This window comes from Stenotrophomonas sp. YJH_SMC_36, assembly GCF_059369935.1.
Genome location: NZ_JCAFTD010000002.1, coordinates 362410 through 389075, shown reverse-complemented (window position 1 = coordinate 389075; position 26666 = coordinate 362410). Strand labels below are relative to the sequence as shown.

General features: G+C 66.0%; 23 protein-coding genes, 4 tRNA genes and 1 pseudogene. 13 read left to right on the top strand and 15 right to left on the bottom strand.

Going from position 1 to position 26666, the window contains the following annotated elements; genetic code table 11:
• Nucleotides 1–108: 108 nt before the first annotated feature.
• The 9 genes from AC5P76_RS04985 (at nt 109) to AC5P76_RS04945 (ending at nt 8640) form a co-directional block, all read left to right on the top strand.
• Nucleotides 109–603, top strand: a complete 495-nt coding sequence (locus AC5P76_RS04985; RefSeq protein ID WP_053520002.1) for a CinA family protein — start codon at nt 109–111, stop codon at nt 601–603.
• Nucleotides 604–637: 34 nt separating this feature from the next.
• Nucleotides 638–2320 carry a 2-polyprenylphenol 6-hydroxylase gene (gene ubiB / locus AC5P76_RS04980; protein ID WP_495222709.1) on the top strand — a complete coding sequence of 561 codons (1683 nt, stop codon included), beginning with the start codon at nt 638–640 and terminating at the stop codon, nt 2318–2320.
• A gap of 89 nt (nt 2321–2409) precedes the next feature.
• Nucleotides 2410–3045 (top strand): transcriptional repressor LexA, encoded by a 636-nt coding sequence (gene lexA / locus AC5P76_RS04975; protein WP_053520003.1) that lies wholly within the window; start codon nt 2410–2412, stop codon nt 3043–3045.
• A gap of 204 nt (nt 3046–3249) precedes the next feature.
• On the top strand, nt 3250–4287 hold the full coding sequence (gene recA / locus AC5P76_RS04970) for a recombinase RecA (protein WP_053520004.1): 1038 nt from the start codon (nt 3250–3252) through the stop codon (nt 4285–4287).
• A 110-nt stretch (nt 4288–4397) separates the two neighbouring features.
• Nucleotides 4398–4892 carry a recombination regulator RecX gene (gene recX / locus AC5P76_RS04965; protein ID WP_111186069.1) on the top strand — a complete coding sequence of 165 codons (495 nt, stop codon included), beginning with the start codon at nt 4398–4400 and terminating at the stop codon, nt 4890–4892.
• 109 nt (nt 4893–5001) lie between these two features.
• Nucleotides 5002–7650: an alanine--tRNA ligase gene (gene alaS, locus AC5P76_RS04960; protein ID WP_495222683.1), complete on the top strand. Its 2649-nt coding sequence runs from the start codon at nt 5002–5004 to the stop codon at nt 7648–7650.
• A 147-nt stretch (nt 7651–7797) separates the two neighbouring features.
• Entirely contained in the window at nt 7798–8001 is a 204-nt protein-coding gene (csrA, locus tag AC5P76_RS04955) for a carbon storage regulator CsrA (protein ID WP_053520007.1), read from the top strand.
• 77 nt (nt 8002–8078) lie between these two features.
• Nucleotides 8079–8171, top strand: a tRNA-Ser gene (locus AC5P76_RS04950).
• A 283-nt stretch (nt 8172–8454) separates the two neighbouring features.
• The gene (locus AC5P76_RS04945) at nt 8455–8640 is read left to right on the top strand and encodes a hypothetical protein (RefSeq protein WP_146256229.1); all 186 of its coding nucleotides are present in this window, start codon (nt 8455–8457) and stop codon (nt 8638–8640) included.
• A gap of 294 nt (nt 8641–8934) precedes the next feature.
• Here the strand turns inward: AC5P76_RS04945 and AC5P76_RS04940 are convergent, their stop codons facing one another.
• On the bottom strand, nt 8935–11043 hold the full coding sequence (locus AC5P76_RS04940; RefSeq protein ID WP_253119752.1) for a phosphocholine-specific phospholipase C: 2109 nt from the start codon (nt 11041–11043) through the stop codon (nt 8935–8937).
• Nucleotides 11044–11051: 8 nt separating this feature from the next.
• On the bottom strand, nt 11052–13430 hold the full coding sequence (locus AC5P76_RS04935) for a TonB-dependent receptor (RefSeq protein ID WP_253119755.1): 2379 nt from the start codon (nt 13428–13430) through the stop codon (nt 11052–11054).
• Between the two features lie 225 nt (nt 13431–13655).
• On the opposite strand from AC5P76_RS04935, the gene AC5P76_RS04930 reads away from it, so the two are divergent.
• Complete coding sequence (locus AC5P76_RS04930) at nt 13656–14801, top strand: alpha/beta fold hydrolase (protein ID WP_495222682.1); 1146 nt, start codon at nt 13656–13658, stop codon at nt 14799–14801.
• A 7-nt stretch (nt 14802–14808) separates the two neighbouring features.
• Here AC5P76_RS04930 and AC5P76_RS04925 read toward each other — a convergent pair whose 3' ends face one another.
• Nucleotides 14809–15948 carry an MFS transporter gene (locus tag AC5P76_RS04925; protein ID WP_065181266.1) on the bottom strand — a complete coding sequence of 380 codons (1140 nt, stop codon included), beginning with the start codon at nt 15946–15948 and terminating at the stop codon, nt 14809–14811.
• Between the two features lie 369 nt (nt 15949–16317).
• The gene (locus AC5P76_RS04920) at nt 16318–17019 is read right to left on the bottom strand and encodes a pirin family protein (protein WP_262101244.1); all 702 of its coding nucleotides are present in this window, start codon (nt 17017–17019) and stop codon (nt 16318–16320) included.
• A gap of 139 nt (nt 17020–17158) precedes the next feature.
• On the opposite strand from AC5P76_RS04920, the gene AC5P76_RS04915 reads away from it, so the two are divergent.
• Entirely contained in the window at nt 17159–18079 is a 921-nt protein-coding gene (locus AC5P76_RS04915) for a LysR family transcriptional regulator (RefSeq protein ID WP_065181268.1), read from the top strand.
• 439 nt (nt 18080–18518) lie between these two features.
• Here AC5P76_RS04915 and AC5P76_RS04910 read toward each other — a convergent pair.
• The 10 genes and pseudogenes from AC5P76_RS04910 to AC5P76_RS04865 form a co-directional block, all read right to left on the bottom strand.
• Nucleotides 18519–18595: transfer RNA gene (locus AC5P76_RS04910), tRNA-Arg, on the bottom strand.
• A gap of 32 nt (nt 18596–18627) precedes the next feature.
• A tRNA-Arg gene (locus tag AC5P76_RS04905) sits at nt 18628–18704 on the bottom strand.
• 58 nt (nt 18705–18762) lie between these two features.
• A tRNA-Arg gene (locus AC5P76_RS04900) sits at nt 18763–18839 on the bottom strand.
• Nucleotides 18830–19757 (bottom strand): annotated as a pseudogene (locus AC5P76_RS04895) (alpha/beta hydrolase family protein). Before AC5P76_RS04895 ends, AC5P76_RS04900 begins: the two are co-directional and overlap by 10 nt.
• Nucleotides 19754–20563, bottom strand: coding sequence for a bifunctional hydroxymethylpyrimidine kinase/phosphomethylpyrimidine kinase (gene thiD, locus AC5P76_RS04890; protein ID WP_111185422.1), 810 nt, complete (start codon nt 20561–20563; stop codon nt 19754–19756). The pseudogene AC5P76_RS04895 and the gene thiD overlap by 4 nt, the downstream one beginning before the upstream one ends.
• Before the next feature lie 97 nt (nt 20564–20660).
• Nucleotides 20661–21329 (bottom strand): YoaK family protein, encoded by a 669-nt coding sequence (locus tag AC5P76_RS04885; protein ID WP_053517265.1) that lies wholly within the window; start codon nt 21327–21329, stop codon nt 20661–20663.
• An 11-nt stretch (nt 21330–21340) separates the two neighbouring features.
• A complete protein-coding gene (locus AC5P76_RS04880) occupies nt 21341–21847 on the bottom strand; it encodes a hypothetical protein (protein WP_053517266.1) in 507 nt (168 codons plus the stop codon).
• Nucleotides 21844–23244: a PhoH family protein gene (locus tag AC5P76_RS04875; protein WP_065181271.1), complete on the bottom strand. Its 1401-nt coding sequence runs from the start codon at nt 23242–23244 to the stop codon at nt 21844–21846. The genes AC5P76_RS04880 and AC5P76_RS04875 overlap by 4 nt, the downstream gene beginning before the upstream one ends.
• Nucleotides 23245–23325: 81 nt before the next feature.
• Nucleotides 23326–23805 carry a peroxiredoxin gene (locus AC5P76_RS04870; protein WP_065174941.1) on the bottom strand — a complete coding sequence of 160 codons (480 nt, stop codon included), beginning with the start codon at nt 23803–23805 and terminating at the stop codon, nt 23326–23328.
• An 81-nt stretch (nt 23806–23886) separates the two neighbouring features.
• Nucleotides 23887–24447 (bottom strand): glycine cleavage system transcriptional repressor, encoded by a 561-nt coding sequence (locus AC5P76_RS04865; RefSeq protein WP_025879444.1) that lies wholly within the window; start codon nt 24445–24447, stop codon nt 23887–23889.
• A 164-nt stretch (nt 24448–24611) separates the two neighbouring features.
• Between AC5P76_RS04865 and dapA the strand changes: the two genes are divergently transcribed.
• Nucleotides 24612–25505, top strand: a complete 894-nt coding sequence (gene dapA, locus AC5P76_RS04860) for a 4-hydroxy-tetrahydrodipicolinate synthase (RefSeq protein WP_111185428.1) — start codon at nt 24612–24614, stop codon at nt 25503–25505.
• A 32-nt stretch (nt 25506–25537) separates the two neighbouring features.
• Nucleotides 25538–26056 carry a hypothetical protein gene (locus AC5P76_RS04855; RefSeq protein WP_065174942.1) on the top strand — a complete coding sequence of 173 codons (519 nt, stop codon included), beginning with the start codon at nt 25538–25540 and terminating at the stop codon, nt 26054–26056.
• Between the two features lie 122 nt (nt 26057–26178).
• On the opposite strand, the gene fdxA is transcribed toward AC5P76_RS04855, so the two are convergent.
• Complete coding sequence (gene fdxA, locus AC5P76_RS04850) at nt 26179–26502, bottom strand: ferredoxin FdxA (protein ID WP_049411316.1); 324 nt, start codon at nt 26500–26502, stop codon at nt 26179–26181.
• Between the last annotated feature and the right edge of the window lie 164 nt (nt 26503–26666).

Genomic DNA, 26666 nt, shown 5'->3' with positions numbered 1-26666 from the left:
CAATCCCGGTGCGCGCCGCTGCGTAGTCGGGCGCGTACCGGCCGGGACGCGACACGCGTCTGCGATCTGCGGTACAACAGGCGGGTTCTTCACCCCACTGTCATCTCGATGTCCATCCCTACCGACGCCGACCTCAACGCCCAAGCTGCCGCACTCGGGCAGCGCCTGCAGCAGGCCTCGCTGCAGCTTGTGACGGCTGAAAGCTGCAGTGGCGGCTGGATCGCCAAGACCATGACCGACATCGCCGGTTCCTCGGCGTTCTTCGACTGCGGCATGGTGGTCTACAGCTACGAAGCCAAGCAGCGCCTGCTGGGGGTACGCGCGCAGACGCTGGAGCAGTTCGGTGCGGTGAGCCGCGAAACGGTGCTGGAGATGGTGTCCGGCGCTCTGATCAACTCCGGTGCCGGCATCGCGGTGGCGGTTACCGGCATTGCCGGTCCTGGTGGCGGCAGCCCGGACAAGCCGGTCGGCAGCGTCTGGATCGGCTGGAAGCGCCGCGGCGGATACGCCCGGGCGGAACTGTTCCAGTTCGATGGCGACCGCGAAGCCATCCGCAGGCAAACCGTCGCTGCGGCATTGCACGGTATCGACGCCCAGCTGTGACATGCTGCTGCGGTAATCGTCCGGAGCACGCATGATGTGGGAAACGCTGGGCACCGTCCGTGACCTGGGGAGGCTGCAGGAAATTGCCGCGGTCCTGATCCGTTATGGCTTCGGCGACGTGGTGCGCCGGATAGGCCTGGCCACGGTGCTGGAGCGTGCCGGGCGCCTGCTGCACTGGAACGAGGACCGCCAGCATCTGCTGCGGATGACCGCGCCGGTGCGGGTGCGCAGCGCGCTGCAGGACCTCGGCCCGACGTTCGTCAAACTTGGACAGGTGCTGGCGACCCGTGTCGATCTGCTGCCGCCGGAGTGGATCGCCGAGCTTTCCGAACTCCAGAATGCGGTACCGGCCCTCCCGTATGCGCAGATCCGCGCGCAGCTGGAGGCCGATCTGGGCGCGCCTCCGCAGCAGGTATTCGCCTTCCTCGACGAAACACCGATGGCGGCGGCCTCGCTGGCGCAGGCCCATCGCGCGCGCCTGGTGGACGGCCGCGAAGTGGTGCTGAAGGTGCGTCGTCCCGGCATCCGTGACGTGGTCGAAGCCGACCTGCGCCTGCTGGCACGGCTGGCCGAAATCGTCGAGGCGCGTCTTCCGGATCTGCGCCGTTACCGGCCGGCAGAGGTGGTGCAGCAGTTCACCGTATCGCTGCGGCGCGAACTCGATTTCGCGGCCGAATGCCGCAACGCGGAGCGCATCGCACGCAACTTTGAAGGTCGCGACGACATCCTTGTTCCCGGCGTGCATTGGCAGTGGACCTGCGAAAGCCTGAACGTGCAGGACTTCGTGGACGGCATTCCGGGCCGCGATCTTGCCGGCGTGGACGCAGCAGGGCTGGACCGTCGCGAACTGGCGCGGCGCGGTGCCAACATCGTATTGAAGATGGTGCTCGAGGACGGCAGCTTCCACGCCGATCCACACCCGGGCAACATCATCTATCTGCGTGACGGCCGCATCGGCGTGATCGACTTCGGCATGGTCGGGGCACTGTCCGAAGTGCGTCGCTTCCAGGTTGCGCAACTGCTGCACGGGCTGGTCGAACAGGACCCGCAGGGGGTGGCCGACGTCCTGCTGGACTGGGCCGGGGGCGTGGAGGTGGATGAGAACCGGCTGCAGCACGACATCAGCCAGTTCGTCGACCAGTACCGTGGCGTGCCGCTGAAGGATCTGCGCATCGGCCTGATGCTGGGCGACATCACCCAGTTGCTGCGCAGCTACAGCCTGACCCTGCCGGCCGACCTCGCACTGATGATCAAGGCGTTCCTCACCCTGGAAGGCATGGGCCGGCAGCTCGACCCGGACTTCGACATGGCCAGTGCCGCACGCCCCTTCCTGGAGCGGGTGGTACTGCAGCGCTACGCGCCGCGGGCATTGCTCAAACGCGGCCGGCGCAGCCTGTTGGGAATGATCGACTTCGCCGGCGATCTGCCGCGCGATCTGCGCAAGCTGGTGCAGGCGGCGCGCCGCGGGCGCCTGCAGCTGAAGGTCGAGACCAGTGCGCTGCAGGGCTTTGGCGAGCAGGTGAACCGTGCGGCCAATCGAATGGTGATGGGCATCGTGACTGCAGCGCTGATCATCGGCTCATCGATCGTCATGCACAGCGTCGGTGGGGTCTCCAGCCGCTGGCTGCTGGCGCTTGGGGTTTCCGGATTCGTCGGGGCCGGTATCTGCGGCGTCTGGATCCTGTTCTCCATCTGGAGAAGTGGCAGGCACGACTGAGTGTCGTTCGCTGCGGTATCGCCCGGCACGCTTCGCCCTGTCGTGTCCGGCACTTGCAGTTCCCGTAGTTAGTAGTAATACTACTAACCATGGACCTGACCGACACCCAGCAGGCGATCCTGCAGTTGATCGCCGAGCGTATCGAGAGCGAAGGCGCGCCGCCGTCGCAGACTGAAATCGCACGTGCGTTCGGCTTCAAGGGCGTACGCGCGGCCCAGTACCACCTGGAGGCGCTGGAGCAGGCGGGAGCGATCCGCCGCATTCCCGGCCAGGCCCGGGGCATCCGCCTGGTGCAGGCTCCCCCCGTGGAGACCCTGGCCGAGCCCGGGCTGCCCGAGAGCGTGCTGCGGCTGCCAGTACTGGGGCGGGTCGCCGCCGGCCTCCCTATCGGCGCGGATATCGGCTCGGACGATTTCGTGGTGCTGGACCGGGTGTTCTTTTCGCCCGCGCCGGATTACCTGCTGAAGGTGCAGGGTGACTCGATGATCGACGAAGGCATCTTCGATGGTGACCTGATCGGCGTGCACCGCACCCGCGACGCCCATTCGGGGCAGATCGTGGTGGCGCGCATCGATGATGAGATCACCGTCAAGCTGCTGAAGATCGCGAAGGACCGTATCCGGCTGTTGCCCCGGAACCCCGATTACAAGCCGATCGAAGTGCTTCCCGACCAGGACTTTTCGATCGAAGGCCTGTACTGCGGCCTGTTGCGGCCGAATCGCTGAAGCGTTCGAAGGTGCGTTACCCCGCGGTCTTTTGTGGCGATTCTCTGGTTCCACCGAGGTTGGTACGGATGTCCGATAATTCTTTTCAAAGCGCCGGGCAGAATCTCAGCCTGTGCGATACGTCCGCCTTAAAGTGAACCCATGGCAAAGAAGACCCCCAAAGACAGCACCCCCAACGAAATGACCTCTGCAAGGACCAATACGATGGACGAGAACAAGAAGCGCGCATTGGCTGCTGCTCTGGGCCAGATCGAAAAGCAGTTCGGCAAGGGCTCGGTGATGCGCATGGGCGACCGTGTGGTCGAGCCCGTCGAGGCCATCCCGACCGGTTCGCTGATGCTCGACATCGCATTGGGCATCGGGGGTCTGCCGAAGGGCCGCGTGGTGGAAATCTATGGACCGGAGTCCTCGGGCAAGACCACGCTGACGCTGCAGGCCATCGCCGAGTGCCAGAAGATGGGAGGCACCGCTGCCTTCATCGATGCCGAGCACGCTCTCGACCCGATCTATGCCGCCAAGCTTGGCGTGAACGTGGACGACCTGCTGCTGTCGCAGCCCGATACCGGTGAACAGGCATTGGAAATCGCCGACATGCTGGTCCGTTCCGGCTCGGTGGACATCCTGGTGATCGACTCGGTCGCGGCATTGACCCCGAAGGCCGAAATCGAGGGCGAGATGGGCGACCAGTTGCCGGGTCTGCAGGCCCGCCTGATGAGCCAGGCGCTGCGTAAGCTGACCGGCAACATCAAGCGCTCGAACACGCTGGTGATCTTCATCAACCAGCTGCGCATGAAGATCGGCGTGATGATGCCGGGCCAGAGTCCGGAGACCACCACGGGTGGCAACGCGCTGAAGTTCTATGCCTCGGTCCGCCTGGACATCCGCCGCATCGGTGCCATCAAGAAGGGCGATGAGATCATCGGTAACCAGACCAAGATCAAGGTCGTCAAAAACAAGCTGGCCCCGCCGTTCAAGCAGGTAATCACCGAGATCCTGTATGGCGAAGGCATCAGCCGTGAAGGCGAACTGATCGACATGGGCGTGGATGCCAAGCTGGTCGAGAAGGCCGGTGCCTGGTACAGCTATGGCGAAGAACGCATCGGCCAGGGCAAGGACAACGCCCGCGGTTATCTGCGTGACAACCCGACCGTCGCCGCCAAGCTCGAAGCCGAGCTGCGCGAGAAATTCCAGCCGTCCGAGGCCGTCCGCGAGGAAGGCGACGACGAAGGCGACGACGAGTAAGTCTTGCTGTGGGGTAGGGTGACGCCGTCAGTGACGTCGCTCTACCCCGCAGGTTCGAACCGCCCAGGATGGGCAGGGTGCCAGGGACGGCGCCACCCCTGGAGGGATTGATGTCCGACAGCGACGAACCTACCTCGACAGGCCGAAAGCGCCGGCCTCGCGAGCAGACTCCGGTGCAGCGGGCACTGGGCCTGCTGGTCCGCCGGGAGCATTCACGCAAGGAATTGACCCGCAAACTGACTGCGCGGGGTATCGAAGACGAAGCCGCGCAGGCAGCGGTCGCCAAGCTGACCGAGGCGGGGTGGCAGGACGACACCCGGTTTGCCGAGAACCTGGTACGCATGCGGGCCAACACCGGTTACGGCCCCATCCATGTGCGTGCCGAACTGGGGACCCACGGGCTGGACAGTGCCGCCATTGCCGCAGCGATGGACAGCTACGAGGGCGACTGGCAGGAGAACGCCCGTGATCTGGTCCGCCGCCGCTTTGGCGAGGCCGGCCCACAGGACCTGGCGCAGCGCCGCAAAGCGGCGGATCTGCTGGCGCGGCGAGGCTTCGACGGTGACAGCATCCGCCGTGCGACCCGCTACGACCCTGACGATTGAGACTGGCGGCGCCGGGCCTGATACCCTTTAGGTTTTCGGCGGTCCGTCGCGACTCTGGCCCACGCGGCCGGTGGTCCGGGTCCGCCGGCCCGCAGACTGCCAGCCCCCAATGAACGCACCCGCCAAATTCACGACCTCCCAGATCCGTAGCGATTTCCTTGAATTCTTCAAGGGCAAAGGCCATACCATCGTGCCGTCGGCACCGCTGGTGCCTGGCAACGATCCGACCCTGCTGTTCACCAACTCCGGCATGGTGCAGTTCAAGGATGTGTTCCTCGGTGCCGAGAAGCGCAGCTACGTGCGCGCGGCCGATGTCCAGCGCTGCCTGCGCGCGGGTGGCAAGCACAACGATCTTGACCAGGTTGGCTACACCGCCCGCCATCACACCTTCTTTGAAATGCTGGGCAACTGGTCGTTTGGTGACTACTTCAAGAAGGACGCGATCGCGTGGGCGTGGGAGCTGCTGACCCAGGTCTGGAAGCTGCCTGCCGAGCGCCTGCTGGTGACTGTCTACCAGACCGACGACGAAGCCTACGAACTGTGGCGCGACATGGTGGGGGTGCCGGAAGAGCGCATCGTGCGTATCGGCGACAACAAGGGCGCGCCGTTCGCTTCGGACAACTTCTGGCAGATGGCCGACACCGGCCCGTGTGGTCCGTGCACCGAGATTTTCTACGACCACGGCGACCACATTGCCGGCGGTCCTCCGGGGTCGCCGGATGAGGATGGCGACCGCTTCATCGAGATCTGGAATCTGGTGTTCATGCAGTTCGACCGCCAGCCGGACGGCACTCTGGTGCCGCTGCCGGCGCCGTGCGTGGATACCGGTATGGGCCTGGAACGTCTTGCGGCGATCCTGCAGCATGTCCACACGAACTACGAGATCGACCTGTTCCAGGCTCTGATCCGCAAGGCCGCCGAGCTGACCGGTACCTCCGACCTGGAGAACAAGTCGCTGCGGGTGATTGCCGACCACATCCGCGCCTGCTCGTTCCTGATCGTCGATGGCGTCCTGCCTTCCAACGAAGGACGGGGCTATGTGCTGCGCCGTATCATCCGCCGCGCGCTGCGCCATGGTTGGATGCTGGGTGTGCGCCAGCCGTTCTTCAGCAAGCTGGTGCCGACGCTGGTTGCACAGATGGGCGAGGCCTATCCGGAGCTGCCGGCGGCAGCGGACACCGTGACCCGCGCGCTGCAGGCTGAGGAGGAGCGGTTCGCCGAGACGCTCGACGCCGGCATGAAAATCTTCGAAGACGTTGCGGCGAGGGCCGGCAATGGCGTGATCCCGGGTAGTGACGCCTTCCGCCTTTACGACACCTATGGCTTCCCCCTGGACCTGACCCAGGACATCGCCCGCGAGCGTGACCTGACGGTCGATATCGCCGGGTTCGATGCGGCGATGGAACAGCAGCGCGAGACCGCGCGTGCCGCGGGCAAGTTCGGCGGTGGCGTGACCCTGCCGGCCGAGCTGGTGGCGACGCTCACCCCGACCGCGTTCCTGGGCTACGACCGCCTGCAGGCCGGTGACCTGACCGTGCTGGCGCTGCTCAAGGAGGGGCGTCCGGTACAGTCGGCCAGTGCCGGCGATGCCGTCATCGTCATCACCAACCAGACGCCGTTCTATGCCGAGTCCGGCGGCCAGGTCGGCGATACCGGCGTAATGACCGGCAACGGCGTGCGCCTGGCGGTGGAAGACACCCAGAAGTTCGCGGGCCAGTTCCACGGCCATGTCGGTACCCTGACCGAAGGCGACCTGAAGGTGGGCGATGTGCTGGCTGGCGAGGTCGACAGTGAGCGCCGCGGCGCCACCATCCTCAACCACTCGGCCACCCATCTGCTGCATGCGGCCCTGCGCGAGGTACTGGGCACGCACGTGCAGCAGAAGGGCTCGCTGGTGGCGCCGGACCGCCTGCGTTTCGATTTCTCGCATTTCCAGCCGATCAGTGCCGAAGAACTGGCCGTGATCGAGCGCAAGGTCAATCAGCAGGTGCGTGCCAACAATGTTGCCGAAGTGCACTCCATGGGCATGCAGGAAGCACTCGATTTCGGCGCCATGGCACTGTTCGGAGAGAAGTACGGCGAACAGGTCCGGGTACTGAAAATGGGCGACTATTCCACCGAACTGTGTGGTGGCACCCACGTCAAGCGTACCGGTGATATCGGCCTGTTCAAGATCACCTCGGAAGGGGGTGTCTCCGCGGGCGTGCGTCGCATCGAAGCGGTCACCGGTCAGGGCGCCCTGGATTACGTCGATGCCGAAGAGGCGCGGTTGTCCGAGGCGGCCGAGCTGCTGGGTGGCAGTGCTGCCGACGTGGTCGAGAAGATCCGGGCGCTTGGCCAGCGCCAGAAGCAGCTGGAACGTGAACTGGAAGCGGTGAAGGCCAAGGTTGCCGCGGGTGCGACCGCCGACCTTTCCAGCCAGGCGGTCGAGGTTGCGGGCGTGAAGGTGCTGGCGGCCCGCCTGGAGGGCTTCGACGCCAAGGCGCTGCGCGATGCCGTGGACCGCCTGAAGCAGCAGCTGGGAGACGCGGTGATCGTGCTGGCAGGTGCCCAGGACGGCAAGGCCGCCCTGGTCGCCGGCGTGAACGGCAGTGCAACGGGCCGGGTCAAGGCCGGGGAACTGTTGTCGCATATCGCCGGTCAGATCGGGGGCAAGGGCGGCGGACGCCCGGACCTCGCCCAGGGTGGTGGCGAGGACGGGCCCGCCCTTGCCACTGCACTGGCTGCCGTCGTCGAATGGGTCAGCCCCCGCCTGTGATGAAGCCTGCCGTCCCCCTTCTTGTAGGAGCGGGACGGCTGACGGTACCATTGCGAATCTTTTCCCTTTGTCGTGGTAGCGCTTCTTGACGAAGCGTCAAGCCGGTGGGGGATACCCTTCCACACGGTTCCATGGAGACTTACAAAAATGTTGATCCTGACTCGCCGCGTCGGCGAAACCTTGATGATCGGTGACTCGGTGAGCGTCACCGTGCTCGGCGTCAAGGGTAACCAGGTACGTATCGGCATCACTGCGCCGAAGGACGTCGCTGTGCATCGCGAAGAGATCTACCAGCGCATCCAGCGTGGTGACGAAGCCGGCAGCGCCGGTGGTGAAAATTCTGCGGAATAAGGCTTTACCTTCGCGCGTGATTAACGTTATGATTCACGCCCCGCTGAGGTGCGACGCACCCCCGCGGTGAAATCCCCGGAGTGATGCCCGAGTGGCCGAAGGGGCTCCCCTGCTAAGGGAGTATAGGGTCAAAAGCTCTATCGAGGGTTCGAATCCCTCTCACTCCGCCAGATACAAAGAAGCGCCTGCAGATCCTCGATCTGCGGGCGTTTTTCTTTTTGCGGCCTTGGACACTTGCTTGGACACCCTGTCATGCGAATAGCGCACTACCTGGGCCGTGGTACCACCTTCCGCTTCTACATTCGGCCGAATGTGCCGAGCGATCTTCAATCTCTGCTGGCTGCAAGGTCATCAAGCGCGCCACGGCACAACCCGCACGCGTGTCGCCACCGCCTGTGCGCTGGTGTTGCAGGCAGGCTATGCTCAAGTCTTCTGGCGCTAAGGAGAGCTATCATGAGACAGGGCGAAACAGCTGAGTCCGAAGACTCCAAGAATGCAGTGTCCGAGGCTTATTACGTCTTCCGAGTAAAGAAGCGCGATGTGCATGGTGTTTCATTGGTCGCTGCGATTTGGTTCATTTGGAGTCAGGGCGGTGAAGTTGTAAATCTGTTCAAGAATTTGTTCGAAGCTCTCGCTTGATTGCCTGGCCTCATAAGGCGTTCAAAGCCCTCGCCTGCGAGGGCTTTGCTATTTCTGCTCCAGCAGTTCGCGTGCACTTGTCGACTCTGCGGTGCGGTGGCGCTGGCCACTGGACTCACCGGCAGAACTTGTTCGGATCACCCAATGGTTCGGTACACTGCCCCCGCTCGTCGCGCGGCAGTTCCACGCCGGGCTGGTACAGCTCCGGGGCGCTGATCCGCTTGCACCCGGTCACGGGAATCCGTGCTGTGTCCGGTGAACAGCGCAATCTCCCTCTCTGGAGCGTCCTCGACCTCAATCGTGCTGGAACCGCAAGGGTTCACTGCCCATCGCCGGATCGCTGGTGCCGGGGCGGCCATCCTCGACGCGCCCTGCCAGGCGCAGCGCACCGCTTCCAGCGCTGACATGCAGGTCGTACCACCCTGCGGTAGGCGCTGCATCCCAGGCCAGTGATGTTTCCGAGCGCGCGGCAATGTCCAGCGTCTGGTCCGGCATGTGCCCGGCATAGGCGCCTCCCTGCACGCGGACCCGGCAGGGCTCATCGCCTGGATTACGCAGACGCAGGCGAAGCTGGCCATCGGCGCGCTCCACATCCGCCAGCAACATCGGGGAGGTGGCATCGCCGCGGAAGTGGCGATGGAATCCATTGGGGCCCAGCAGCCACAGGTCGAAGCGGCCATCGGCAGCAAGCGGCCAGCGCGCCTGCACGGGTGTGCCCGGCACCAGCGTGTAGCGCCTCGGAATCGCGTCCAGGCGCAGCCGGTCGTAGACATGCAGTACCGCTGCCGCTCCTTCGCAGGCCAGCTGCAGATCGATGCTTCCGGCGGCCAATGCGGTGATCCGGGCCTGCGGCCGATAGGGCAGGGCGCGTGCCGGTCTTACCCCGGCTTCCTGGCGTGCAGGGTGCAACCCCTCCGGCAGGGCAGGCACGGTCCGGCCCGGCAGGGCCGCCGCGCGCGCGGCCACCGCATCGACGTCAGGCAACGCTTGCACGAAGGGGCGGGTATCGCGCTGGGCGAAATCGAACGCGTGGGTCAGATCGCCACAGACCGCGCGCCGCCACGGTGAGATGCCCGGTGCGGGCACACCGAAGCGGCGTTCGATCAGGCGCAGGACCGAGGTGTGGTCATACACCTGCGAATCGACCCAGCCGCCCCGGCTCCAGGGCGAGATCACATACAACGGCACGCGTGGGCCCAGTCCATAGGGGCGGCCACGCAGCTCGGCGGCGTCGTACTTCTCGTCGCCAGGCGCAGGATGCCGATGGTATTCGCCTTCGGTGCCGACCGACGATGCGCCGGCCCAGCCATCCTCCAGCGGTGAAGGCGGGGCGGGCGGCGGCACGTGGTCGAAGAAGCCGTCGTTCTCGTCGAACATCAACAGCAGGGCGGTGCGACTCCAGACCTCCGGGTCGGCGGTCAGCGCGTCGAGCACGCGCGCGGTGTAGGCCGCGCCCTGCGCCGGGCTGGAGGGGCCGGGATGTTCGCTGCCGGCAGCGTCGGCGATGATGAAGCTGACCTGTGGCAACTGCCCGTCGACCACATCCTGGCGCAGCTGTGCCAACCCGCGCGTGCTGACCCCGCGTGCGCGAAGCTGTGGATCGTGGCCCGGTGCAGCGCGGTACGCCTGCCGGAAGGTCTCGAATCCGGCCAGCGGGTTGTCGGTGAAGTTGTCGGCCATGTCCTGGTAGATCTGCCAGGACACCCCTGCCTGCTGCAGCTGCTCGACGTAGCTGGTCCACTGGTAGGACGCCGGATGGCCGCCGTGCTCCGGGAAGTTGTCATGGGAGTTGGCGATCACCGGGCCGCCGGCGCGGGCAAAGGGATCGTTGTGGCCGGTCCACAGGAACACCCGGTTCGGGTTGGTGCCGGCCTGGATCGCGCAGTGATAGGCATCGCAGACGGTGAAGGCATCGGCGAGTGCGAACTGGAAGGGCAGGTCGCTGCGCTGGAAGTAGCCCATGGAGTGATTCTGCTTGGCTTTGGGCCACTGCCCCATGCGCCCATGGTCCCAGGCACGCTGCGCGTCAGGCCAGGTGTGCGGCGTGCCTTCGACGCGCATGTAGCCGAAGTGCGCGGCGGTATCCAGCGGAAACGGTGCGATCGCCCGGCTGCCGCTGGCATCGGGTTGCAGCCACAGGGTGCGCGCAGCGCCACCGCCCGCCAGGGGGGCGGCGGGGGCCACGAAACGATCACCGAATCCGCGCACGCCCGGCAGGGTGCCGAAGTAGTGATCGAACGAGCGGTTCTCCTGCATGAACACCACGATGTGCTGCAGGTCCTGCAGGCTGCGGGTGCGTGCATCGGGGGCGATCGCGGCGGCCCGGGCGATGCTCGGCAGCAGCGGTGAAAGGCCGGCGGCAAGGCCGGCCTGCAGCAGTCGGCGACGGCCGATATCGGTCACGGGTTCACTCACAGGTCCACGCGGAAGGAGATGCCGACGGTGCGCGGAGCGCCGATGAAGGCGCTGTCGCGGCCGTCGACACCTGCAAGATACCGCTTGTCGGTGAGATTGCTCACCACCAGGTTCGCACCCATGCCCTTCAGGCGTGGCGACAGGCCCTGCAGATCAAAGCCGATGTTGGCATTGAACACCGTGGCCGAGGGGAGGTTGCTGGCGTTGGCGGCATCGAGGTAGCGCGTTCCCAGGTAGCGACCTGACAGGCCGAAGTTCCAGTTCTCGCCCTGCCAGTCAGCCGAGACCACCAGGATCTGCTCGGGCTGGCCGATCACCTTGGCGCCATCGACGATGCCCAGCTGGGCGTCACGCGCGGAATCGCCGCTGCCGAGGTACTTCGAGCGGTTGTAGGTATAGGCCGCGTTGATCCGCCAGCCGTTGTCCCAGCCGTATCCGAGCGCCGCTTCCAGGCCATTGCTCTCCACGCCCCCGAAGTTCTCGTAGACGCCGTCGGTCTCGCCCAGGTAATCGATGCCGCTGACGAAACCGGCCGGCAGGTAGACGATGCGGTTGTCGAACTTGATGTTGTACAGGGTGACCGAGGCGGTCAACGGCCAGCGGCTGATGCGCATGCCGAGTTCGATGTTGTCGGCGGTCTCCGGCTCGACGTTGCGGAAGCGCTGCGGATCGGTCTCGCCCAGTACGCCGGAGGGGATGGCCGCGAAGTTCTGCGAGAAGCCTGCGAACAGTTCCATGCCCTGAACACCGGGTGCCCAGGTGAAGCCGGTGGACAGCAGCGGATCGGACTTTGAATCGGACGTGACGTTCTCGGCGGCGCCGATCACACGCCGGCGGGACTGGTCCACGAAGAACTGCTTCACGCCCAGGCGCGCGCTGAAGGGGCCGAAGCGGGCCACGTCCTCGATGTAGTACATCTGCTCATCGACCTTGTACCGGTCTTCGAACTGGACCCAGTACGGCTGGTGATCGAAGGCGATGTCCTGCCCGACGTTGAGCAGCCGGTGCCAGTCGCGGCGTGCGGAGCGGTCCAGCTTTTCCACCCACAGGCCACCGCGGACCGTGTTGTCGATGCTGCCGAAGGTCTGCCGCCACTCGACGTCGGCAGTGACGCCCATGCGGTCGTTGTCGTAGTGGGTGTGGCGGTAGGACTGGGCGCCGAGCACATTTCCGGCGTAGCAGCCCGGATCATACTCGGCCGTGAAGCCCAGCCGCGGCGTGCAGGTGGCCAGACGCTGGGCGGCGCTGCCATCGGGATTGACGAAGTAGATCTGGCCCCGGTTGCTGCCGCCGTACACGGTGCTGCCGCCGGTGTACTCCGACTCGGGGCGACCGCTGCCATCGTCGCTGACCTGCGCCAGGTACGGCGGCAGCCAGTCCCCGCGACCCTGCATGCGATGACCGTAGGCCGCCATGGAGGCCTTGAAGCCGTTGCCACCGTCAAAGGCGGCGCGCAGGTAACCGAAGGTGTTCTCGCGCAGGGCACGGGAACCGGAACGGAAATTCTGATCCAGATAGGGAATGCCGGTCAGGCTGCCGACCAGGTTGTCGCGGTCCGGATTGGTGGCGAAGCCCTGAGGCGAGACGCTGGTGTATTCCGGTTCGTCGGCATCGTTGTAGGACAGATAGCCGGTGAGTGTCCAGCGGTCCAGTTCGGTGACGAACTTGCCGGCGATATGGTCGTTGCGGGTGCGGCCGCTGCCGTCGATCCAATCGTGCACGCGCGCCGAGGATGCACTGACCCAGGCACGGGTGTGGCCGCCAAGCACGCCGGTGTCATAGCGCACGTAGTACTTGCGCGCTTCATTGTCACCGGCACCGACGACGAAGCGCAGCCGGCTGTCCTGCAGCGGATCGCCGGTGAGGAAGTTCAGGGTGCCGCCCAGCGCCTCGTTCGAGCGCGAGGAGATGTCAGCCGTGCCCTGGCTGACCTCCACCGTTTCCAGGTCCAGGGTGTCGATGTAGCGATTGGCCAGGGAGCCACCGCCGTAGCCCGAGCCACCATTGGGCAGGCCATCGATGGTGGTGCCGATCTGCTGCGTATCGCGGTTGGTGACGAAGCCGCGCATGCTGATCTGCGTGCCCCACACCGACGAACCGGTGGCATCGGCCTCGCTGACGACCACGCCGGGCACTTCGTTGAGCGCGTCGTTGACGCTGCTCATCACCAACTGCCGGTTCAGTGTTTCCGTGCGCACCGCAGTCTTGGCGTAACTGGTTGCCTGGCCGATCACCTGGACCTGGTCCAGCGTGCGGGCGTCGCTGCGACGTGTCGTGTCACCCTCTCCCTGCGGTGCTTCGGCGAGGGCGTCCAGTGTGGGCGCGATCAGCAGGGCAAGCAACGAGATACGGGGAATACGCGCATGCGTTGGCATCGAAACCAGACCTTCACGAGTGGGGGAAGCCCCGGAGTGTCGGCAGCGGCAGTGACGTGACGGTGACGTGCAGATGCAGCCTTCATTGCACCCGCGGCGCGGGAGGCGCCCTGCACCAAGCTGAATCGATGCTGCGCTGTCATCAAGCCGTCATCGAGCCGCGATAGATGGCAAGCGCGGTGCCCGCTAGGCTGCCACGCTGTCGCATTTCTTCCCTGATCGCCCATGAAGCGCCCGCTGCTGCTGTTGCTGGCGTGCGCCGGCCTATGGCTGGCTGCATGCTCTTCCTCGATGAATGCCGCATCCACCTCGCTCGCCGACCGCCTGGTCGCGCCCGGCGGCGTGTCGACGCTGCTTGACCAGCCGCGCATCGCTGCGGCCATTGCCGGGATTCCCAATCGCCATGGTTTCGCGCCGGGCCGTGATGGCGTGCCGATCTTCTGGCGCGTGTTCGATCCGGGCGACTACGGCGCCCGCTATCGCTATCTGCCGCAGCGGCATGAGAATGGCCTGCCGCTGGACACCGGACTCAGCCTGTCGGTGCCGCAGCCGTTCCGGGCACAGGCGCCGCGTGGCACCGTGGTGCTCCTGCACGGCTGGATGATGAACGGCGATTCGATGCTGCCGTGGTCATTGCAGCTGGCCGGATCGGGCTATCGCGTGGTCACGCTCGACCTGCGCAACCACGGTCAGTCCGGGGTTGGACCCTCCGGCTATGGCACCTACGAATCGGACGACGTGGTCGATGTGATCGCTGAGCTGCGCGCACGCGGCGAAGTCACCGGGCCCCTGTATCTGTTCGGCGTGTCCTATGGCGCGGCGACGGCGGTGTTCACCGCTGAAAAGCTCGGTGACCAGGTTGCCGGCGTCGTCGCGATGGAGTCGTTCGCCAATGCCGGCGTAGCCATCCGCACGATGATTCCGCACCTGATGGCGCTGCAGCCGGAAGGGTGGAAGGCACAGGCCGTGGCCTCATATGCGCGGTGGCGTTATGGCGGACAGGACATCGACCAGGTGATTGCTGCGGCCAGCCGCCGCATCGATGTCGATCTTGACCATGTGGATGTGGCTCGCGCGCTGGCCGACACGCGCGCCTGCGTGCTGCTGCTGCACGGGCAGGGCGACCAGCACATTCCTGTGAGCCAGGGGCGCGAACTCGCGCAGGCCAACCCGCGGGCGCACTACATCGAGATGCGCGGCGAGGACCATATCACCCTGCCGCTGCGGCTGGATCTGTTGGCCGGTGTGGTCGACGACTGGATGGCGCGCGACGAACGGCACCCCCCGTCCACCTGCCCGGCGCCGCAGCTGCCGGCACAGGCCGAGTGGCTGGTGCACGATGTGCCGGCAGCGGAGCCGGCACGCGGTTGATGCATCGTCAGGACAGCCGGCGCGCCAGTGCGGGCGCCGACAGCGCGACACCGATCAGCAGTGCCGCCACGCAGAGGAACGCGAAGCCCAGGCTGCTGGCATGGGCCAGTGCGCCGATCGCGGCCGGGCCGGCGAGAATGCCGGCATAGCCCAGTGTGGTGACAGCCGTGATGGCGATGTTCTCGGGCATCGCGCGCTGCTGTCCAGCCATCGAGAACAGTGCCGGCACGATGTTGGCGCAGCCCAGGCCGACCAGCGCATGGCCCGCAAGGGCAACCGGCAACGATGGCACCAGGGTGGCCACGGCAAAGCCGGCCGCAGCGGTGATGCCGCCGATGACAAGGGTGCGGGTGCGGCCGAGACGCTCGACGATGCCATCGCCGAACAGGCGCATGGCTGTCATCGCCAGAGTGAACACCGCGAAGCCCGCGCCGGCCTGGTCGCGAGGCACCTGCCGTACCTCGGCCAGGAACACGGCGCTCCAGTCCAGCATCGAGCCTTCGGCGAGAAACACCACGAATGCCAGCACGCCGATGAACAGCACCACGCCATGTGGCAGTGCCAGCAAGGGGCCTTCGTGCAGGATCCGTTGCGGACGCCAGTGCGGTGCCGACAGCACAGCTACCAGCAGCAGTGCCGCCGCCGCGAGCAGCGCGGCCAGCCAGAGCGGTGTGCCCAGGATCAGCAGACCGGTCATGCAGCCGGCGCCGACAAAGCCACCGATGCTGTAGAAGGCGTGGAAGCCGGACATCATCACCCGGCCGGCTTCGCGTTCGACGGCCACTGCCTGCATGTTCATCGTGCAGTCCATCGCACCCACGCCCGCGCCGAACACGAACAGGGCCGCACCGAGCACGAAGGGCGAAGGCGGCACCGCCAGCAGCGGCAGTGCCAGCAGCACGAGTGCACAGGTGACCACCAGCAGCCGACGGCAGCCGAAGCGACCGGTCAGCGCACCGGCCAGCGGCATGGCCAGCAGTGAGCCCAGCCCGAGGCACAGCAGCACGGCGCCCAGACCGGCGTCGGACAGCCCTGCCTGGGCCTTGGCGAAGGGCACCATCGGTGCCCACGCGGCGGTGGCGAAACCGGGAATGAAGAAGGCGGCGCGGGTGGCGTGCTGCTGGGCACGTGGGGAAGAAGGCGTCATGCGCGGTAGGAAGCTCCAGTGAACCGACATGGAAGCGATTTCATGGCGGTTCGGCAAGTGCCAACGGAGGGGGGGCGACATGCATACGATTGCAGCGCGCCAAGGGCGAGGCGGCATCGAACCCCGCCCCGCACCGCGACGGTGATCTGTGGCCGCGTATGGACAGACCCCACGAGAGCTTCTGTTCAGAACCCGCAGATGATGGCCGATCGGATTCAGCCCCGGCGTCTTCTGCAACTGGATGCGAGCCATGCTTCGTTGGCGTCGAAACCGGCCGAGGTGACTGCGTTGATTCTGGAGGCCTGCGTCGCCGTCGGCGGTTGAGGCCAGAGGTCGCCCGCGGTACCGGTCGGCACCGCGGGCGTGACTTCACAGCGGCAGGTCGAACACCAGCACTTCGGCGTCGTTGCCGTTCTCCAGCGTCAGCTGCGCTTCGTCGCTGATCTGCAGCGCATCACCGGCTTCCAGGGTGATGCCGTTGACCTGCAGCTGGCCACGGGCGACCTGCACATAGGCACCGCGTCCGCTGCCCAGGGCGTGGTGCAGCTTGTGGCTGCCGTCGAGCAGGGTGGCGAAGATGCGGGCATCCTGGTGGATGCGCAGCGAACCATCTGCACCGTCGGGCGAGGCGATCAGGCGCAGCTGGTTGCGCTTGCTGTCCGGCGTGAAGTGGGTTTCCTCATACGACGGGGTGACGTTCTCCGTGTCCGGGAAGATCCAGATCTGCAGGAAATGCACGGGTTCGGTGGCCGAGTGGTTGAACTCGCTGTGGCTGACGCCGCTGCCGGCGCTCATGCGCTGCACATCGCCGTAGCGCAGTACCGAACCGGTGCCCATCGAGTCCTTGTGTTCCAGTGCGCCGCCCAGCACGTAGGAGACGATCTCCATGTTGCTGTGGCTGTGGGTGCCGAAGCCCTGGCCGCCGATCACCTTGTCCTCGTTGATCACCCGCAGCGGACCGAAGCTGACATAGCGCGGATCGTAGTAGTTGGCGAACGAGAAGGTGTGGCGCGAGGACAGCCAGCCATGTTCGGCCAGGCCACGGGTAGCACTCTTGCGGATCTGCAGCATGGGATATCTCCTTGTTCGATGTTTTCGATGGGGCGGGGCAGGGCATTGATCGCCGTGTTTCCCTGTTGGAGAGAAGTATCCGCTTGCGCCGGTGCTTTGAAAAACGGATAGTTTTGAAAGCCATCATCGAAAAATTCGAATGCTCAAGCTCAGCCTCGAAGCCCTGCAGATCCTGGACGCCATCGATCGCCGCGGTTCGTTTGCGGGCGCCGGCAAGGCCCTGCACAAGGTGCCGTCCACCATTTCCTACACCGTGGCCAAGCTGGAAGAGGATCTTGGCGTGCAGCTGTTCGACCGGGTGGGCCCGCGTGCGGAGCCGACCGAGGCAGGTCGCGCGCTGCTGGATGAGGGCCGGCATCTGCTCCGTGCGGCCCGCGAACTGGAACTGCGGGTGCGCCGGGTGGCCTCCGGCTGGGAAACCGAACTGACCCTGGCAGTGGATTCGGTGTTTCCCACCTGGCTGCTGGGTCCGGACATCGCCGCATTTCGCGGCGCTGAGGCGCCGACCCGCCTGCGCTTGATCGGCGAGGCGCTGTCCGGCACCTGGGAGGCGCTGCTGGACCGGCGTGCCGATCTGCTGGTGGGCGCGCCGGGCGAGGGGCCGAGCGGTGGTGGCTACGTGGTCGAGCCGTTGGGTACGGTCGAGTTCGTGTTCGCGGTTGCCCCGGATCATCCCTTGGCAGCAGTGCCGGGCGTGCTGGGACGTGAGCAGCTGGTCGAGCACTGTGCGATCGCGGTGTCCGATTCGGCGCGGCGACTGCTGCCCCGTACGGTTGGCCTGCTGATGGGGCAGGAGATGCTGACAGTGCCCGACATGGCCAGCAAGCTGAAACTGCAATGCGAGGGCGTGGGCTTCGGCTTTCTGCCCGAGCCGTGCGCGCGCGCGGCCGTGGCGCGAGGCGAACTGGTGATCCGTGAGGTCGAGGAACACAAGCCGGAGGAGACCTTCTGGTTGGCCTGGCGGACCGGTGAGGATGGCGCGGCATTGCGCTGGTGGCGCGAGCGCCTGCGCAGGCCGGAGCTGCTGTCGCAGTGGTGGCGGGCAATGGCCGGGGGATAGGTGTGCGGCAGGGCTGCGCCCTGCACCCGTTACGAGCGCGAACACAGCAACAGCCACAGCCGAAGGGGGTTTGCTGGGGCAAGACGGGGCGGGTCCGGTAGGTGTCGACTTGATCGACACGGTAGATCCACGCCATGCGTGGATGAATTCACTCGATATCTGACAGATGTGTCGACCAAGGTCGACACCTACCAACAGCCGCGTGAACCTGTCGAAGGTGGGGCGGTGTCGGAGTGCGGGGTGTCAGCCGCATGGATGCGGCTGCCAAGCCTACAGGGACGTACTTGCGGCGTCCCCGCACTCCGACACCGCCCCGCCGTCCCATGGAATGCGCGCTGTTGCTGTTGCTCCGGCTTTGGCTTCGGCGGGTGCAGGGCGCAGCCCTGCCGAAGAACACACATAAAAAAACAGCAGGCCGAGGCCTGCTGTTTCGGTGTAATGGTGCGCCCGGAGAGATTCGAACTCCCGACCGCCTGGTTCGTAGCCAGGTACTCTATCCAACTGAGCTACGGGCGCCAATTACATAAACCTGTTGTGTTGATCGTGTATGGTGCGCCCGGAGAGATTCGAACTCCCGACCGCCTGGTTCGTAGCCAGGTACTCTATCCAACTGAGCTACGGGCGCGCGGTACACAATCAAATTTTACTTCATTTCCAGCGGCGGATGCCGGAAACCTGTCGAGTGGTGCGCCCGGAGAGATTCGAACTCCCGACCGCCTGGTTCGTAGCCAGGTACTCTATCCAACTGAGCTACGGGCGCCCTGCGACAGGAGCGGAATTATGCGGATGTCGGCGCGTACCGTCAACCGTTTTTGTGAAGATTTTCATCCAGCTGAATGAAAAATTGGTGGGCGACCGCCTGTGGCGCCTTCATCCACGCGAAGTGGTCGGCACGCGTGCCCAGTTCCCCGTCGGACATCACATACAGGTGTGATGCCACATTCGGCAGTTTATCCAGCAACGCCTGCATCGAACCGATCGGTGCCAGCCAGTCGTGTTCCATCACCACGGCCTGCGCGCTGCCATGCACGCGTGCCATCTGCGCATCGAGATCCTCGGTCATGCCCGCGGCTGCGGAATGGTTGCTCAGGCCCACCCGCGACCAGTCGGCAATCAGGCCGCGTGCTTCGGTGCCCCCAAAGCCCAGGCGCCGGCCGTGCAGCACGCCCTGGCGGCGGGCGATCCACGGCAGGAAGCGGTACACCAGCGGCAGAAGCCATCCGCGCGGAGGCGGAAACGTACGCCAGAACGGCGTGCCACTGGCGGCCAGCCACAGGTGCTCGAAGTGCTGCGGTTGCCGTCCTGCATGCACGCAGGCCAGCTGCCCACCCAGGCTGTGCCCACCGATGATCCAGGGCAGCACGCCTTCGCCGGCATCGGCGTTGGCGAGCAAAGCCTGGCTGGCAGGCAGGTCCTGCTCGAGCACTTCACGATAGCCCCAGTCCTGCGTGCGCGAAGGGCGCAGTGAACTGCTGCCGTTGCCACGCCACTCGTGCAGGTAGACCGCGATGCCTTTCGCAGCCAGGGCCTGTGCCAATGGCAGGTAGTGGCGCGCGGCCACGCCGAGTGCGGGGAGCCATAGCAGCCGCGCCAGCGGCTGCTCGGGCACGCAGGCCATCACCTCGAAGCGATGGCCGTCGCCGCATTCCACGGCCAGTGTCCGTGATGGCAGGCTCATGCGTGGGGCGCTGCGCCGAAATGATCCAGCACGCGCACATCGCTGCGCCCCGGCATGTAGCCCAGTTGCAGCCCGCGTGCCACGTAGTCGATCGATGCTTCGCAGGCGTTGGCCAGGCTCAGGCCATTGCACAGTTGCGCGGCGATGGCCGAGGCCAGTGTGCAGCCGGTGCCGTGCGCATCCAGCGGCAGGCGCGCGTGACTGAATTCCTCGCTGCTGACGCCATCGAAGTAGCGATCGATCACCCGGTTGCCCTCGTGCAGGTGGCCGCCCTTGAGCAGCACCGCGCCGGCCCCGAGATCCAGCAGTGCCGACGCGGCCCGCTCGGCGTCGTCTCCATCGCCGATGGTGCGGCCCACCAGCAGTTCTGCCTCCGGTGTGTTGGGAGTGACCAGCGTGGCCAGCGGGAGCAGACGCTCGCGCATTGCCTGCAGGGCGCTGTCTTCCAGCAGGCGCGCGCCACTGGTGGCGACCATCACCGGATCCAGCACCACATGTGCGGGGCGGTGACGCTGCAGTACATCGGCCACGGCGTGGATCACCTCGGCATTGGCCAGCATGCCCAGCTTCACCGCGTGGATGTCGAAATCATCGAAGCACGCGTCGAGCTGCGCGCGCAGGAATTCGATTGGCGGCACATGCACGGCGGTGACACCGCGGGTGTTCTGCGCGGTCAGTGCGGCGATCGCGGAGAGGCCATGCACGCGGTGTGCGGCGAAGGCCTTCAGGTCGGCCTGGATGCCGGCGCCTCCGCCGGAGTCGGAGCCGGCGATGGTGAGGGCGGAAACGGGAGTGGTCGGGCTCATGCGGCGATTGTGCCGTGGTCACCGGGATGGGGGTAGTGCCGGCTACGGGCTGCCGGCAGGGGCGGACGCCTCATGCTGCGCGTGCGTGCGGCGACGCTCAGTACCGCCAGCGTACCCATTGCTGGTACAGCACATAGACCAGCCCGGTCGCGCCGGTCAGCAGCGCGGGGGCAAGCAGGGCATCGTACTGCCAGCGCAGGAACAGCCACGCACCCATCACGCCACCGGCCAGGAAGCCGCTGATGATCAGGCCGCTGAGCGTCAGCCGCCGCACCTGCAGCGGCAGCCCGCGCAACAGATGGCCCAGGCCGATGCCAAGATCGGTGAACATGCCGCTGAGGTGGGTGGTCCGTATCACCGCGCCGCTGAAGGTGGTGGCCATCGCGTTCTGCAACCCGCAGGCCATCGCTGCCGACAACGCGCCCCAGATCTGCTGCTGCTTGAACAAGGGAATGGCGGCCAGCAACAGCGCCGATTCCAGTGCCAGAGCGACGCCATAGCGCCGGCCGAGCTGCAGTGCGCTGTCCTGGATCAGCAGCCCGCTGAGCATCGCACCCAGCGAAAAAGCGATCAGCAGGCCCCACAGGTGCCCGACCGCGCGCCAGTCGCCCTGCGCCAGTGCCATGCCGAGCTGGCTGGTACTACCGGTCATGTGGCTGACGGCCTGATGCTCGAAGCCCAGAAAGCCGACCACGTTGACCATGCCGGCCACGCACGACAGCGCTACGGCACCGATCCAGACCCAGGTGGGAAGGCGTATGCCCATCGGCGCGACCCTCAGGGACCGCCGAGACCGCCGTTGAACTGCAGCTCGCTGAACGCACCGGTGGCCGGGTCGAACACCGCGCCCCAGAACTGCTTGCCACCATCGCAGACGCGGATGGCCTCGCGCGCCGGCTTGATGCCGCTGTCGTCAGGCAGGCGGAACGCATTGATGTAGATCAGGCGCTTGCCGGCGCTTTCGATGCCGACGTACTGGCGGTCGAAGTCCAGTACGTCGGGCACCTGCGCCTGCAGCGAAGGCAGTGCGGCTTCCAGCTGGTCCACCTGTTGCCGGCTGGGGGCCCAGTAGCCGGTGACGCGGCCGGCATCCCGGCCCGGGCTGTGCCGCGAGCAGGTGTCGAGCACCTGCGCGGCGACGATCGGCCGGGTGACCACCCACGACTGGCCGGTGCGTTCGGCGGTCGGCACGCTGGCCGGCCCGCGGGTGGTGGTGCAGGCACCAAGGACGGCTGCGAGGGTGATCGCCGCCGTCGGCAGCAGCAGGCGGGCAGAACGGTTCACAGCACCTCCGAAGCGTAATCGGCCAGCCGCGAGCGTTCGCCACGGCGCAGGGTGATGTGCGCACTGTGCGGCCAGTTCTTGAAGCGGTCCACCGCGTAGGTCAGGCCGGATGTCGTCTCGGTCAGGTACGGGGTGTCGATCTGCTCGACGTTGCCCAGGCAGACGATCTTGGTGCCGGGACCGGCACGGGTGATCAGCGTCTTCATCTGCTTCGGGGTGAGGTTCTGCGCCTCGTCCAGGATCAGATAGCGCGACAGGAAGGTGCGGCCGCGCATGAAGTTCATCGAGCGGATCTTGATGCGGCTGGCCAGCAGATCGTTGGTTGCCTGGCGTCCCCAGGTTCCGCCTTCCTGGTTGTGCGTGAGCACTTCCAGGTTGTCGGTCAGCGCGCCCATCCACGGTGTCATCTTCTCTTCCTCGGTGCCCGGCAGGAAGCCGATGTCCTCGCCGACGCTGACGGTGGCCCGGGTCATGATGATCTCGCGGTAGCGCTGCTGGTCCATCGTCTGTGCCAGCCCCGCGGCCAGTGCCAGCAGGGTCTTGCCGGTGCCGGCGGTGCCGAGCAGGGTGACGAAGTCGATCTCCGGGTCCATCAGCGCATTGAGCGCGAAGTTCTGCTCGCGGTTGCGCGCGCTGATGCCCCACACGGCATGGCTGCCGTGGCGGAAATCATCAACCAGCGACAGCACCACCTTGCCATCGCCGACCACGCGGCTGACGCGAAGCTCCACCTCGTCCTCGCCCGGCAGGTAGACGTACTGGTTCGGGTACCACTCCTCGTCGTCCCTGGCCAGGATCTCGTAATGGGTGCGGCCCTTGTCGCTCCAGCTGCGCAGGTCGTCGCCATGGAGCTTCCAGAAATCCTCCGGCAGCTCGGTGGCGCCGGTGTAGAGCAGGCTGAAATCGTCCAGTGCGCGGTCGTTTTCGTAATCTTCCGAAACGATGCCGGCGATGGCCGCCTTGATCCGCAGGTTGATGTCCTTGGAGACGAACACCACCGGGATCTCCGGGGTCTGCTCCTTCAGCGCCAGGATGGCACCGAGGATGGCATTGTCCGGGATGACCTGGCCGAAGCTCTTGCCGGCGTCGAAATGACTGGTCTGGAAACGCAGCTTGCCGGCGCTGTGCTTGCCACGCAGCTGCAGGCCCTGTGGGCGCTGCAGCGGAATGCCGTCGGCCAGATTGTCCAGGCCGGAGGCCTGCACCAGCTCGTTGAGGAAGCGGCTGACCTGGCGGGCGTTGCGGCTTGCCTCGGACGTGCCCTTCTTGCCGTTGTCCAGCTCCTCGATCACCTGCATCGGCAGGTAGACGTCATGCTCCTCGAATTTGAACAGCGCGGTCGGATCGTGCATCAGCACGTTGGTATCCAGCACGTAGATGCGCTTGCCTCGGGTCATCGTCGATTCCTGGTTACGGACAGGGAAAAACCACCACGACCTGCGGGGCAGGGTGATGGCGGACAAAGTGGGCGATGTGAATCACTTGGATTGGGCGGCCTTCAGTTCGGCAAGCACGGCGTCGGCATGGCCGGCGACCTTGACCTTGCGCCAGGACTGCGCGATGCGGCTGTCGGGAGAAATCAGGAAGGTGCTGCGCTCGATGCCACGTACCTGCTTGCCGTACATGTTCTTCATCCGGATCACATCGAAGGCGTTGCACAGCGCTTCGTCGCCATCGCTGACCAGCGGGAACGCGAAGCCCTGTTTGGCACAGAAGTTGTCGTGTGATTTCACCGAGTCACGGGATACGCCGAGTACGGTGGCGCCGGCCTTGCGGAACTCCGGCAGCAGCGCGTTGAAGTCGATGCCTTCGGTGGTGCACCCCGGGGTGCTGTCCTTGGGGTAGAAGTACAGCACCAGCCATTGGCCCGCGAGGTCGCCGAGGGTGGTGTGTTCGCCGCCTGACAGGGCCAGCGGGAGCGAGAGGGTGGTGCGGTCCAGGGTATCGCCGTTGTTCATGAGGTCCTTGGTTCCGGAGCCTGGGGTATTTCTACGACAGTTGCATGAAACGCCGCGCGCCCGTGACGAACGCGCGAAAAATCAGAACTTCATCGGATCCATGATCGCGTCCAGGTTCAGGTGGTCGCAGAATTCGAGGAAATCATCGCGCAGGGCGGCGATGTGCATGTTGGCCGGCACGCCGATGGTGACCTGCGCGCTGAACATTTCCGCACCGGTCTGCATGGCGCGATAGCGCGTGCTCTGCAGGGTCTCGATGGTGATGCCCTGGCGGTCGAAGAAGTCGGCCAGCTGGAACAGGATGCCCGGCTTGTCAGCGGCGATCACTTCAACGATGTACGGCAGCAGATTGGACTGCGCCTGCTTGGCCTCGGTGCGGTACCAGACCAGTTTCAGGCCTTCCTCGCGCTCGAGCCGGGTCAGCATCGCTTCCAGCTTGGCGACCGAGTCCCACGACCCGGTGGCCAGCGCGGTGACCGATACGTCGCGGCCAACCGTGGCCAGGCGCGCGTCCACCAGATTGCAGCCGCTGTCGGCAATGCGTCGGGTGACGGACAGCAGTGGGGACTCCGGATGCGTCGTATAGGCGTTGATCAGGAGGTGGTTTTCGCTCGGCGCGGGGCGCGGGGTGGTGTCGGTCAAGGCGATTCCGGGTAATGCATGCGTGAGTCTGAATGCCCGCCAGAGGCGGGGATCCACCGGAGTGCAGCATACTTGCCCGTGCTTTCGCGCCGCAAGTAACATTCAAGTCGCCCCCGCCCTTTCGTGGCGGGCGTTTTCCCTTCCCAGCCAAGAGCAGCACGTCCTTGTCCCTTTCCGGCCTCATCACCGCGCTGGCGACCCCGTTCCGGGCCGACGGTGCCCTCGATCCCGACGGTTGGCAGCGCCTGCTGCATCTGCAACTGGAAGGTGGCGTCCATGGCGTTGTCGTCGCCGGCTCGACCGGCGAAGCGGCGACGCTGTCCGACGCCGAGTACGACCAGCTGCTGGCCAGTGCGGTCGAACGCATCGGCGGACGCATCCCGGTCCTGGCCGGTACCGGCCTGTCCGGCACCGCCAAGACCATCGAACAGACCCGTCGCGCTGCCGCGCAGGGTGCCAGTCACGCTCTGGTGGTGACGCCGCCTTACGTGCGTCCGACACAGGCCGGGCTGATCGCGCACTACCGGGCCGTGGCCGACCACGGCGGGTTGCCCGTGGTGCTGTACAACGTACCGGGGCGCACCGGATGCGACATGCTGCCGGAGACCGTGGCCGAGCTGGCGGATCATCCCAACATTGTCGGCATCAAGGAGGCCGTCGGCGACATCGGGCGCGTGAAGGCCCTGCTGGCGCTGCGCAGTTCCAGCTTCGCCGTGCTCAGTGGCGACGACGGCACGGCTGCGCGCTCGATCCAGGCCGGTATCGACGGGCTGATCTCGGTCGGCTCCAACGCGCTGCCTGGTGCGTACCGCCGGATGTGCGAGCTGGCTGCCGCCCACGACCATGACGCCACCGCATCCTGGGACGCGCGCCTGCAGCCGTACCACGATTTCTGCGGTATCGAATCCAACCCGATTCCGGTCAAGGCGCTGCTGCGCCGCATCGGCATCGGCCACGACCTGCGCCTGCCGCTGCTGCCACTGTCGGCAGCGCATCATCCGGCAGCCGATCATCTGGCCGGCGACATCGCCGCGCTTGAAGCCCTTTCCAGCCACTGACCTTCCGTCTTGGTCTGATCCAGGAGATCCACATGCGTCAATCCGTTTCCGCCGTCCGCGTGCTGTCCTTCGCGCTCATCGCCCTCACCACGGTCGTGACCACCACCGGCTGCTTCAAGCGCGGTGCCAAGGGCGACTACGCCCTGGCCCCGGAGATGCGTCCGCTGGAAGTGCCGCCGGACCTGAACCTGCCGTCCGCGTCGGGCGAGAACCAGGTGCCGAGGCTGGCCTCGACCACCGCCCCGGCTGCTGTGGCCGCTCCGGCTGCCCCGGCCGTGGGCAATACCGGTTTCACCATTCCGGGCAGCAAGGACGAGGCGTTCGCCAAGGTCGGCACCGCGCTGGAAGGCGTGCAGGGCGTGACCATCGCCAGCCGTGCCCAGCTGCTGGGCTCCTACGACGTGGCCTATGAAGGCAGTAACTTCCTGGTGCGCGTGGTGGCCGTCGATGCCGGCGCTTATGTCTCTGCGGTCGATCCGCGTGGTCTGCCGGCGACCGCCGAGGCCCCGGTGAAGCTGATTGCCGCACTGAAGGCCGCGCTGGCGAAGTAAGGAACCGCCGGCAGCTGCGGACCGGGCCACGCGCCCGGGTTCGGCCGGGCAGGGCCTGGCATTGCCGGAACAGGAAAAGGGCGCCCAGGGCGCCCTTTTTCATGGCGGCGGGTGCTGGCGCCTCAGCGCTCGAGCAGCTTCAGTTTGTCCGGTTTGCCATCCCACTCACCGGCGTCCGCCGGCGGGTCCTTGCGCACGGTCAGTACCGGCCAGGCCTTGGCCAGTTCGGCGTTGAGGGCGACGAAGCCCTCCTGTCCGGCGGGGACATCGTCCTCGGGGAAGATCGCGTTGACCGGGCACTCCGGCTCGCAGAGGGTGCAGTCGATGCACTCATCCGGGTCGATCACCAGGAAGTTCGGGCCTTCGTGGAAGCAATCCACGGGGCACACTTCCACGCAATCGGTGTGCTTGCACTTGATGCAGTTTTCGGTGACGACAAAGGGCATGGGCTTGGGGGTGGATCGATTCCTGAACCCGCCAATTCTAGAACAGGTTGCCCCCCGGTGTCGGCGCGGGCCTGAAAAGGGGGATCTGCCGGGCTCGAGGGCACGGCCCATTGGCGATGGGGCGGCGCCTGTGCGAGGCTGCGCGCTGCTGGCTGCTGTGGCAG